Source organism: Roseateles sp. GW821-FHT09H10 (genome assembly GCF_059415865.1).
The window spans coordinates 156,955-168,226 of sequence record NZ_JBWKOB010000005.1; the positions used below are offsets into that span (position 1 = coordinate 156,955).

Below are 11,272 nucleotides of genomic sequence, written 5' to 3' on the forward strand. Positions count from 1 at the left end.
GTTTTCAACTCGTTCGTTGCCGACTTCGTTGTTAACAGCGCTGTTCAAGCGAGACCAAGAGTATATGACGAAAATCAGGCCGCTTGCAAGCGTTCGAGAACTTTTTTCTTGTCGAACTGCTCGAGCACGGCATCCACGCTCGGAGTTTGCGCACGACCGCACACCAGCACGCGCACCGGCACGGCCAGCTGAGGCATCTTCAAACCGGTGGCGGTCAGCGTTTCCTTCAGGGCCTGCTGAATGCTGGCCTTGTTCCAATCGGCCAGGGCGGACAGGCGCTCGGCCAGTGCCGCGAGCGCCGGACGCACCGCGTCCGTGATGTGGGCCGCCAGGTCTTCAGCAGAAGGCGTGACCGGCACGAAGTACATGGCCAGCCAGTCCGCCAGGGCGACAGCGGTTGCGCAACGATCCTTGAACAGGCCCACCTTGGGCTGCACCTGCTCGAGCGTCGCTGCGATGCCCTTGGCTTGGAGCTGGGAGACGGCGAGTTCGGCCAGGCGGCCCTCGTCCATCTGCTTCAGATAGTGGGCATTGACCCAGTCCAGCTTGGCCGGGTCCCACTGGGCCGGGCTCTTGGACAGGTGGGAGCCGTCGAACCAGGCCACCATCTGCTCGGCCGAGAACAGCTCATCGTCGCCGTGGCTCCAGCCCAGGCGGGCCAGGTAGTTCAGCATCGCCTCGGGCAGATAGCCACTGTCGGCATACGCGGTCACGCTGACGGCGCCGCGGCGCTTGGACAGCTTCTGGCCGTCATCGCCCAGGATGATGGGCAGGTGGCCGAACCGCGGCAGCGGCGCGCCGAGGGCGTTGAAGATGTTGATCTGCCAGGGCGTGTTGTTGATGTGTTCGTCGCCGCGGAAGACATGGCTGATGCGCATGTCCCAGTCGTCCACCACGACCGCAAAGTTGTAGGTCGGCACGCCATCCGTGCGGGCGATGATGAGGTCGTCGATCTCGCGGTTGTTGATGGTGATCGTGCCCTTGACCAGGTCGTCCCAGCTCACGTCGCCCTCGACGGGGTTGGCAAAGCGGATGACCGGCTTCACGCCCTCGGGAGGCGTCGGCAGCAGCTTGCCGGGCTCGGGCCGCCAGCGGCGGTCGTAGAGGGTCTTCTCGCCGCGGGCCTTCTGGGCCTCGCGCATCTCGGTCAACTCTTCGGGCGTCGCATAGCAGCGATAGGCCTTGCCCTCGCTGATGAGCTGGTCGACGACGGCCTGGTAGCGGTCCAGGCGCTGCATCTGGTAGATCGGACCCTCGTCATAGCTCAGGCCCAGCCAGTTCATCGCCGCGATGATCTGGTCGACCGAATCCTGTGTGGAGCGGGCGACGTCGGTGTCCTCGATACGCAGCACGAACTCGCCGCCATGGTGGCGGGCATAGGCCCAGGAATACAGGGCGGTGCGGGCCGTACCCAGGTGCAGGAAGCCGGTCGGGGACGGCGCGATGCGCGTGCGGATCTTGTCGAAGGAACTCATCGGATGGTCAATGTTGAAAGGCCACGCAGCAGGTCGTCGGTGATGTCGTCGACATGCTCAAGGCCGACGGCCAGGCGGATCAGACCCTGCCCGATGCCAGCGGCTTGACGCTGCTCCTCGGTCAGGCGGCCATGCGAGGTCGTCGCGGGGTGGGTGATGATGGATTTGGTATCGCCGAGATTGGTGGCGATGGACAGCACGCGGGTGCTGTCGATGACATGGAAGGCGGCCGCGCGGGCGGCCTCGGAGGTGTCGGCGCGCAGGTCGAAGGACAACACCGCCCCACCCTGCCCGCTTTGCTGGCGCATGGCCAGCTCATGCTGGGGGTGGGATGCCAGCGACGGGTAGTAGACGCGGTCGACCTCCGGCTGCGCTTCCAACCAACGTGCCACCGCAAGGGCCTGTTCGCTCTGGGCCTTCATGCGCAGGGCCAGGGTCTCCAAGCCCTTGAGCACGACCCAGGCGTTGAAAGGTGCCAGCGTCATGCCTACGGTGCGAAGGACGGGGCCGAAGACATCGCGGATCAGCCGGTTGGGCCCGCACAGCGCTCCAGCCATCACGCGGCCCTGGCCGTCCATGTATTTGGTGGCCGAATGCATGACGATGTCGGCGCCCATCTCCGCCGGCCGCTGCAGGGCTGGCGTCGAGTAGGTGTTGTCGACGGCCAGGATGGCGCCGGCCCCGTGGGCGATGTCGGCCAGGGCACGGATATCGCAGACCTCGGTCAGCGGGTTGGTCGGCGTCTCGGCGAAGAGCAAACGGGTCGTCGTCTTGACCGCCGCGCGCCATTCGCCCAGATCGGTCTGCGAGACGAACGTCGTCTCGACACCGAACTTGGCGAATTCCTTGGCAAAGAGGTTGATCGTCGAGCCGAACACCGAACGTGAGCAGACCACATGGTCGCCGGCCTTCAGCACGCCCATGCCCAGCAGCAGGATGGCGCTCATGCCGGTGGACGTCGCGATGGCCCCCTCCGTACCCTCCAGAGCCGCCAGGCGGGCCTCCAGGCTGCGCACCGTCGGATTGCTGGTGCGCGAGTAGGTGAAGTCCTCGGAGTTGGAGAACTTGCGCGCCGAGGTCTCGGCGTCCGGCTGGACGTAGGCCGTCGTCAGGAACAGGGCTTCGGAGTTCTCGCCATGCTGGCTGGGCTCCAGCGACGTGCGAACGGCCAGCGTCTCGGGGCGCAGGCCGTCGGGCAGGCGTCGCTCTGCGCTCATTCGCTCAGCCTTCGCCGCCGCCCTGCAGGGCCAGGCGGCCGCGTGAGTCGGCGTCTTCCTCGGTGGACTGGCTGGTGCGCTGCTCGCGCATCGCCTGGAAGTCGGCCAGGCTGACGTCGCCCGTCACGTAGTGGCCGTCGAAGCAGCTCGCCTCGAAACCGGCCAGGCCAGGGCGCAGCGCAGCGACGACGCGCTTCATCGCATCGACGTCCTGGTAGATCAGCGCATCGGCGCCGATGTATTCGCGGATCTCTTCGATGGAACGGTTGTGGGCGATCAGCTCCTCGGCCGTCGGCATGTCGATGCCATAGACATTGGGGAAACGCACCGGCGGCGCGGCCGAGGCCAGATAGACCTTGCGCGCGCCGGCCTCGCGGGCCATCTGCACGATTTCCTTGGACGTGGTGCCGCGCACGATGGAGTCGTCCACCAGCAGCACGTTGCGGCCCTTGAACTCCAGGCCAATGGCGTTGAGCTTCTGGCGCACGCTCTTCTTGCGCGCGCCCTGCCCCGGCATGATGAAGGTGCGGCCGACGTAGCGGTTCTTCACGAAGCCCTCGCGATAGGGCTTGCCGATGCGGTGGGCCAGCTGCATGGCCGAGGGGCGGCTGCTCTCGGGGATGGGGATGACGACGTCGATGTCGCTCGGCGGCATCGTGGAGATGACGCGCTGGGCCAGGGTCTCGCCCATGTTGAGCCGGGCCTGGTAGACCGAGATGCCGTCCATCACGGAGTCCGGGCGGGCCAGGTAGACGAACTCGAACATGCAGGGGTTGAGCGACGGGTTGTCGTTGCACTGCTCGGTGTGCAGCTTGCCCGTCATGTCGACGAACAAGGCCTCGCCGGGCGCCAGGTCGCGCTCCAGCTGGTGGCCGGTGCCCTCCAGCGCCACGCTCTCGCTGGCCACCATGAACTCGCCGTTGGCCGAGCGGCCAAAACACAGCGGGCGGATGCCGAAGGGGTCGCGGAAGGCCAGCAGGCCCTGGCCAGCGATGAGCGCGATGACGGCATAGCTGCCCTTGATGCGCTTCTGCACGGCGCGCACGGCGGAGAAGATCTCCTTGGGCGTCAGCGGCAGGTCGCGCGCGGCCAGCTCCAGCTCGTGGGCCAGCACATTGATCAGCACCTCGGTGTCGCTCTCGGTGTTGATGTGGCGGCGGTCGATGTCGAAGAGCTCATCCTTCAGCGACAGCGCATTGGTCAGGTTGCCGTTGTGCACCAGCACGATGCCGAAGGGCGCGTTGACATAGAAGGGCTGGGCCTCTTCCTCGCTGTAGGCATTGCCTGCCGTCGGGTAGCGCACCTGGCCGAGGCCGATCGTGCCCGGCAGGGCTCGCATATTGCGGGTGCGGAAGACGTCGCGCACCATGCCGCGCGCCTTGTGCATGAAGCACTTCTGGCCCTGCATCGTGACGATGCCGGCGGCGTCCTGGCCGCGGTGCTGCAGCAGCAGCAGCGCGTCATAGAGGAGCTGATTGACGGGAGAGGCAGCGAGAGCGCCGACGATGCCGCACATGGCGAGGGTCCTTAGTCAGTAGCGTCCGCTTCAGATGGGGTCATCGAGCGGGAAATAAATCGGGCGAGGGGTTCGGGCAGCAGCGGCGCGGCATCCTGCAGCACGCCGGCCAGCATTGGCGCGGCGCGCGAGGCCCGCCAGGTGGAGGATTCGGCCAGCGGCGAGGCGCCGATGACGAGCACCAGCAGCAGCGCGATGAAGAGGCCGCGCAGCGCGCCGAAGCCGGCGCCGCCGAGGCGGTCCACAGCGGACAGCGGCGTGGCATGGATCAGCATCTTCACCAGCCGCGAGGCCAGGCTCCAGACGAGGAGCACCAGGAAGAAGGCGAGGACGAGGGCGATCACATGCAGGGTCGCCGGGCCGAACTGACTGGTGAAGGAGAGCGGCAGCAGCTCCTCGACAACGGGCGCCAGTGGCGAGGCCGCGAAATAGGCGATCACCCAGCCGGCCAGTGACATGACCTCGAAGATGAGGCCGCGCCAGATGCCCAGGCCGATGGAGATCAGCAGCATGGCTGCCAACGCAAGATCGACCCAGCTGAGCGCGACGTCCATGGTGGCCTACAGCGTCAGGATGGCGCCCGGCAGGCCGGCGCCCTTGAGCTTGGCCGCGGCGCGCTCGGCCTCGTCGCGGCTGGCGAAGGGCCCCAGGCGCACGCGGATGCGGCGGCCGTCTGCCGTGTCGACGGCCTGGGCATAGGTCTTGAGACCCAGCTTCTCCACCTTGCCGCGGACTTCCTGCGCGGCCTTGTTCTCGCCGTAGGCACCGACCTGCACGATGAAGCGCGCGGCCGCGGCCTGCGTTGCAGGCTCCTTGCCTTCCAGCAGGGCCTGGGCACGGGCGCCGTCATGGGCGGTCCTGGGTTTGTCCGCGGGTTTCTCGGCGGGCTTCTCCGCCGGCTTTTCGGCGACCTTGACGGGCGGCTTTTCAGCGACCGGCTTCTCGACCACGGGCTCGGCAGGCGCGCTCGCCACGGCGACGGCCGGGGCTGGCGTTGGCGTTGAAGCCGGCTCTGCCTGCGACACCGGCTCGCGCGTCGGCACGGTCAGCGGGACGGCCGTCTCCTTGCGCGGGATGTCGATGGGCAGGTCGACCGGAATCGGCCGCGGCTGGGTCTCGAAGATCAGCGGGAAGCCGACGACGCCGGCCGCCACCAGCACGGCGGCGCCGATGAGGCGGCGGCGGGCGCGGATGCGCAGCACCTGCACGTCTTCGGCCGCAGGGGCCTTGGCGCCGGACTTGCCAGCCGACTTCTTGGGCGCCGCCGCAGTGGCGGCGTCATCGCGCTTGAGGAAGGAAAACAGGCCCATCGGCGGCGTCTGGCTCAGTGGAGGGTGGGAGGCTGGGGCGCTGTGGCACCGGCGGTCACGCGAGGCAGGCCCTGTTGGAGCACCCCGCCCACGGTGAAGAAGGATCCGAAGACCAGGATTCTATCGGCCGTGGTCGCCCCGGCGGCCGCCGCATGCAGCGCCTCGAGGGGGTTGGCGTGGGTGTGGGTCGTGACGCCGGCCGGTGTCTTCAGCCCGGCCGCCAGGAAGGCAGTCTCGAGCTGTTCGGCCGTCGCTGCACGCGGCAGCGGCAGGTCGGTGAAATGCCAGACGTCCACCAGTGGCGCGATCCTGCCCAGGATGCCCGCCAGGTCCTTGTCCGCCATGGCGCCAAAGACGGCGTGGGTGCGCGGGAAGAAGCCCATCTGGTCCAGGTTCTGGGCCAGCGCCGCCACCGCGTGCGGGTTGTGAGCCACATCCAGCACCACGGCCGGCTGGCCGGCCAGCACCTGGAAGCGGCCCGGCAGCTCGACCAGGGCCAGGCCGGTGCGCACGGCCTGGGCGCTGATGGGGAGGCGCTCATGCAGGGCCTCGAAGGCGGCCAGCACGCCGGAGGCGTTCAGCAACTGGTTGACGCCGCGCAGGGCCGGATAGGCCATGCCGGAGAAGCGTTTGTTGCGCCCGGCCCATTGCCACTGGGTGCGGTCACCGCTGAAGGTGAAGTCGCGGCCCAGCTGGCGGAGATCCGCACCCACCTCGGCAGCGCGCGCAGCCAGCGAGGTTGGCGGCATGGGGTCGCTGACGACGACGGGGCGGCCGGCGCGCATGATGCCGGCCTTCTCGCGGCCAACGCTCTCGCGGTCCGGGCCGAGGAATTCGGTGTGATCGAGATCGATGCTGGTGATGACGGCGCAATCAGCGTCGATGACGTTGACGGCGTCCAGCCGCCCGCCCAGACCCACCTCCAGGATGACCAGGTCCAGGGGCTCATGCTGCAGGCGCCGCATGATGGCCAGCGTCGTGAATTCGAAGTACGTCAGCGTGATGTCGCCGCGCGCGGCCTCGACGGCCTCGAAATGAGGCTCCAGCGACTCGGCCGCCACCGGCGCGCCAGCCACGCGGCAGCGCTCCTGGAAGTGCACCAGATGGGGCTTGATGTAGAGGCCGACGCGATAGCCGGCGTGCAGCGCGATGGACTCCAGCATGGCGCAGGTCGATCCCTTGCCATTGGTGCCGGCGACGACGATGGTCGGGCAGTCAAAAGCGATGCCGAGCTTCTCCTTCACCGCCTTGACGCGATCCAGCGTCATGTCGATGGTCTTGGGATGCAGGCGCTCGCAGTGGGCGAGCCATTCATCAAGCGTCATGGCGGTTCAGCAAAAAACAAAAGCCAGGCACTGGGCCTGGCTCGGATGTCTACGGGCGACGGTCAGGCGACGGCGTCCGCGCTCTGGCGCTGCAGCATGGCGAGCTGGCGGGCGATGGTCTCGCGCAGCTGGCGGCGGTCCACGATCATGTCGATGGCGCCCTTCTCCATCAGGAACTCGGCGCGCTGGAAGCCGGCGGGCAGCTTCTCGCGCACGGTGTTCTCGATGACGCGCGGGCCGGCGAAGCCGATCAGGGCCTTGGGTTCGGCCAGCACGATGTCGCCGACGAAGGCGAAGGAGGCGGACACGCCGCCCATGGTCGGGTCGGTCAGCACGCTGATGTAGGGCAACTTGGCCTTGGCCAGGCGCGTCAGCGACGCGTTGGTCTTGGCCATCTGCATCAGGCTCAGCAGGCCTTCCTGCATGCGCGCACCACCGGTGGCGGTGAAGCAGATGAAGGGCGTCTTCTGCTCGATGGCTGTCTCGACGCCGCGCACGAAACGCTCGCCGACGACGGAGCCCATGGAGCCGCCCATGAAGTCGAACTCGAAGCAGGCCGCGACGACGGGCACGCTCATCACGGCGCCGCCCATGACGATCAGCGCATCGGTCTCGCCGGTGTTCTCCAGCGCTTCCTTCAGGCGGTCGGGGTACTTCTTGCTGTCCTTGAACTTCAGCGCGTCGACCGGCAGCACCTCCTGGCCGATCTCGTAGCGGCCTTCACCGTCGAGGAAGGCGTCCAGGCGGGCGCGGGCGCCGATGCGGTGATGGAAGCTGCACTTGGGGCAGACATTGATGTTCTGCTCCAGGTCGGTCTTGTAGAGCACCGTCTCGCAGCTCGGGCACTTGATCCACAGGCCTTCCGGCACCGTGCGGCGGTCGGCGGGGTCGCCTTGCTGGATCTTGGGCGGGAGGAGTTTGTCGAGCCAACTCATGTCTCAGTCCTTGTCGAGTGCGGCGCGGATTTCACGGATGAAGGCCGCGCCAGTCAAGGCGACATTATCGGCTGGCTGGCGCTCGAGCAGTTCGACCAGCTTGGAGCCGATGACGACCGCGTCCGAAACGTCGGCAACGGCCCTGGCCGTCGCCCCGTCGCGGATGCCGAAACCGACACCCACCGGCGTGCTGACGTGCCGCTTGATACGCGGCACGGCCTCGGCCACTGCGGCCGTGTTCAGGTGGCCGGCCCCGGTCACGCCCTTCAACGACACGTAATAGACATAGCCGCAGGCCAGCTTGCCGACCTGGGCCATGCGGGCCTCGGTGGAGGTGGGCGCCAGCAGAAAGATGGCGTCCATGTTCGCGGCACGCAGCTTGGCGGCGAAGTCCTCGCACTCCTCGGGCGGGTAGTCGACGATGAGCACGCCATCGACGCCGGCAGCCGACGCGTCCGCCACGAAGGCGTCCAGGCCATAGCGCTCGACCGGGTTGGCGTAGCCCATCAGCACCAGCGGCGTCTTGTCGTTGCGGGCGCGGAAGCCGCGAACATAGGCAAGCACCTTGCGCAGGCCGATGCCGTTCTTCAGCGCCCGCTCGCCGGCGCGCTGGATGACGGGGCCGTCGGCCATGGGGTCGGAGAAAGGCACGCCCAGCTCGATGACGTCGGCACCCGCCTCGGCCATGGCCAGCAGCAGGTCGACGGTGGCCGTCGGGTGCGGGTCACCGGCGGTGACGAAGGGGATGAGTGCCTTGCGGCCGTCGGCCTTGAGCTGGTCGAAGGTGGCGGTGATGCGGCTCATTGCTTCACCTTTTCACCGGCTTGCGACGGGCGATCGAAATAGGCGGCGCCGGAAAGGTCGGCGACGGTGCCGATGTCCTTGTCGCCACGGCCGGACAGGTTGACGAGCAGCACCTTGTCCTTCCCCAGCGTCGGCGCGAGCTTGATGGCATGCGCAACGGCATGGCTGGATTCGAGCGCGGGGATGATGCCCTCGGTGCGGCACAGCCGGTGGAAGGCCGCCAGCGCGTCGGCATCGGTGCAGCCGACGTACTCGGCGCGGCCGATGTCCTTCAGATGGGCGTGCTCGGGGCCGACGCCAGGGTAGTCCAGGCCGGCGGAGATCGAGTGCGTCTCGATGATCTGGCCGTCCTGGTCCTGCAGCAGATAGGTGCGGTTGCCGTGCAGCACGCCGGGGCTGCCGGCCGTCAGCGTCGCGGCATGCTTGCCACTGGCGACGCCCTGCCCTTCGGCCTCGACGCCGATCAGGCGCACGTTCTCATGCGGGATGTAGGGATGGAAGATGCCGATGGCATTGCTGCCACCGCCCACGCAGGCGATGACGGCATCCGGCTGGCGGCCGGCCAGCTCGGGCATCTGCTCCAGGCACTCCAGGCCGATGATGCGCTGGAAGTCGCGCACCATCATCGGATAGGGATGCGGGCCGGCCACGGTGCCGATGATGTAGAAGGTGTTCTCGACATTGGTGACCCAGTCGCGCATGGCCTCATTGAGCGCGTCTTTCAGCGTCTTGCTGCCGCTCTCCACCGGCACGACGGTCGCACCGAGCAGCTTCATGCGGTAGACGTTGGGGCTCTGGCGCTTGACGTCCTCGCTGCCCATGTAGACCACGCATTCCAGGCCGTAGCGGGCGCAGATGGTGGCGGTGGCCACGCCATGCTGGCCGGCGCCGGTCTCGGCGATGACGCGCGGCTTGCCCATGCGCTTGGCGAGCAGGGCCTGGCCGATGACGTTGTTGATCTTGTGCGCGCCGGTGTGGTTGAGGTCCTCGCGCTTCAGATAGATCTGGGCGCCGCCGAGTTCACGGCTCAGGCGGTCGGCGTGATAGATGGGGCTGGGTCGGCCGACGAAGTGCTTGAGCTCCTTCTTGAACTCGGCGAGGAACTCCGGATCGTTCTGGTAGTGCGCGTAGGCGTCCTTCAACTGGTCCAGCGCGTGGACAAGGGTCTCGGAGACGAAGCTGCCGCCATAGGTCGGCTGGCCGAGCGCGCGGAAATGCCCGGTCGCGTCGGGCTGGTCGTACTGGAACATGGTCTTCCCCTATCGGGACAGTTCCGCATCGGCGCATCGCACCGCTTTGCAGAACTCGTAAATCAGGTCGGCGCTCTTGATGCCCTTGGACACCTCGACGCCGGAACTCACATCAACGGCCCAAGGCCGCACCCGGGCGATGCCATCGCCGACGTTTGCTGCATTCAACCCACCAGACAAAACGAGGTGAGAGGCTGCGTTTGGTGGAATGAGTGACCAATCGAAGACCTTGCCGCCGCCGCCATAACCTTCGACGGGGGCGTCGAGCAGGATGGCCTGGGCGCTGGAAAAACGAGAACTGAAGTCTACCAAGTCCAGGTCGGGCGCCATGGCAGCGGCGCGCAGATAGGGGCGGCGCACCCGCTCGCAGTCGGCCGGCGTCTCGTCGCCATGGAACTGGACAAGCATGTTCGGCAATGCTTCCAAGCCCGCCTGCAACTCGGCATCCGTCGCATTGACGAAGAGGCCGACCGGCGTCACGAAGGGCGGCAGCAGGCGCGCCAGCGCCCTCGCGCGCTCCGGTGTCACGGCGCGCTTGCTCTTGGCGTAGAAGACAAAGCCGATGGCGTCGGCGCCGGCCTCGACGGCAGCTTCGACGTCGGCCTCGCGCGTCAGGCCGCAGATCTTGATTCGGGTCATGGCAACCAGTCGAGGGCGGCGACATGCCGCGGGATGTCCAGCTCGGCATCGTAGGTCGGGCCGAGGAAGTAGAGGCCGTCAGGGGCAAAGGTCGGCGCCGCCACCTTGCGGTCGCGCGCGGCCAGCACCTCGCTGACCCACTCCGGTGAGCGCGTGCCGCTGCCGACGGCCAGGATGCAGCCCATCAGGTTGCGCACCATGTGATGCAGGAAGGCGCTGGCCTCGAACTCGAAACGCCAGTAGACGCCGCGGCGCTGCACCTTGATCTCGCGCAGGGTCTTGATGGGCGACGCGGCCTGGCATTCGGAGGACCGGAAGGACGAGAAATCGTGCTCGCCGATCAGGCGCTCGGCGGCCGCTTCCAATGCGGCTTGCTCCAGCGGCCGGAAGATCCAGCCGCATTGGCCGGACTCGATGGCCGGCCGCACGGCCGACTCCAGCAGCAGATAGGCATAGCGCCGCCCGCGCGCGGAGTTGCGCGCATGAAAGCTGTCGCCCGGGAAGCGGCACCACTGGATCGCAATGTCGGGCGGCAGATAGCGGTTGCTGCCGCGCACCCAGGAGAAGGGCTCGCGCTCGACCTCGGTGTCGAAGTGGATGACCTGGTTGATGCCATGCACGCCGGTGTCGGTACGGCCGGCGCAGAGGGTACGGATGGGCTGGGCCGCGAAGGCGGACAGGCCCTTCTCGAGGGCGTCCTGCACGGTGCGGCCATTGGGCTGGCTCTGCCAGCCGTTGTAGCCGCCGCCGCGGTAACTCACGCCAAGTGCAACTCTCATGGATTCGGAAATAAAAAACGCC

11 protein-coding genes are annotated in these 11,272 nt (G+C 67.5%); all 11 read right to left on the reverse strand.

The window, feature by feature from the left end:
- Positions 1 to 74: 74 nt before the first annotated feature.
- Positions 75 to 1,475 carry a glutamate--tRNA ligase gene (gltX, locus tag AC07OY_RS21980; RefSeq protein ID WP_495044707.1) on the reverse strand — a complete coding sequence of 467 codons (1,401 nt, stop codon included), beginning with the start codon at positions 1,473 to 1,475 and terminating at the stop codon, positions 75 to 77.
- Positions 1,472 to 2,692 carry an O-succinylhomoserine sulfhydrylase gene (locus AC07OY_RS21985; RefSeq protein WP_495044708.1) on the reverse strand — a complete coding sequence of 407 codons (1,221 nt, stop codon included), beginning with the start codon at positions 2,690 to 2,692 and terminating at the stop codon, positions 1,472 to 1,474. Before AC07OY_RS21985 ends, gltX begins: the two co-directional genes overlap by 4 nt.
- Before the next feature lie 4 nt (positions 2,693 to 2,696).
- Positions 2,697 to 4,208, reverse strand: a complete 1,512-nt coding sequence (gene purF / locus AC07OY_RS21990; protein WP_495044709.1) for an amidophosphoribosyltransferase — start codon at positions 4,206 to 4,208, stop codon at positions 2,697 to 2,699.
- 11 nt (positions 4,209 to 4,219) lie between these two features.
- Entirely contained in the window at positions 4,220 to 4,762 is a 543-nt protein-coding gene (locus AC07OY_RS21995) for a CvpA family protein (protein WP_495044710.1), read from the reverse strand.
- A 6-nt stretch (positions 4,763 to 4,768) separates the two neighbouring features.
- A complete protein-coding gene (locus AC07OY_RS22000; RefSeq protein ID WP_495044711.1) occupies positions 4,769 to 5,518 on the reverse strand; it encodes an SPOR domain-containing protein in 750 nt (249 codons plus the stop codon).
- A 14-nt stretch (positions 5,519 to 5,532) separates the two neighbouring features.
- Positions 5,533 to 6,843, reverse strand: a complete 1,311-nt coding sequence (folC, locus tag AC07OY_RS22005; RefSeq protein ID WP_495044712.1) for a bifunctional tetrahydrofolate synthase/dihydrofolate synthase — start codon at positions 6,841 to 6,843, stop codon at positions 5,533 to 5,535.
- Between the two features lie 62 nt (positions 6,844 to 6,905).
- A complete protein-coding gene (gene accD / locus AC07OY_RS22010) occupies positions 6,906 to 7,778 on the reverse strand; it encodes an acetyl-CoA carboxylase, carboxyltransferase subunit beta (protein WP_495044713.1) in 873 nt (290 codons plus the stop codon).
- Between the two features lie 3 nt (positions 7,779 to 7,781).
- Complete coding sequence (gene trpA, locus AC07OY_RS22015; RefSeq protein ID WP_495044714.1) at positions 7,782 to 8,582, reverse strand: tryptophan synthase subunit alpha; 801 nt, start codon at positions 8,580 to 8,582, stop codon at positions 7,782 to 7,784.
- Positions 8,579 to 9,832, reverse strand: a complete 1,254-nt coding sequence (gene trpB, locus AC07OY_RS22020) for a tryptophan synthase subunit beta (protein ID WP_495044715.1) — start codon at positions 9,830 to 9,832, stop codon at positions 8,579 to 8,581. Before trpB ends, trpA begins: the two co-directional genes overlap by 4 nt.
- 9 nt (positions 9,833 to 9,841) lie before the next feature.
- Positions 9,842 to 10,471, reverse strand: coding sequence for a phosphoribosylanthranilate isomerase (locus tag AC07OY_RS22025; RefSeq protein ID WP_495044716.1), 630 nt, complete (start codon positions 10,469 to 10,471; stop codon positions 9,842 to 9,844).
- Positions 10,468 to 11,250: a tRNA pseudouridine(38-40) synthase TruA gene (truA, locus tag AC07OY_RS22030; protein ID WP_495044717.1), complete on the reverse strand. Its 783-nt coding sequence runs from the start codon at positions 11,248 to 11,250 to the stop codon at positions 10,468 to 10,470. Before truA ends, AC07OY_RS22025 begins: the two co-directional genes overlap by 4 nt.
- Positions 11,251 to 11,272: the final 22 nt, after the last annotated feature.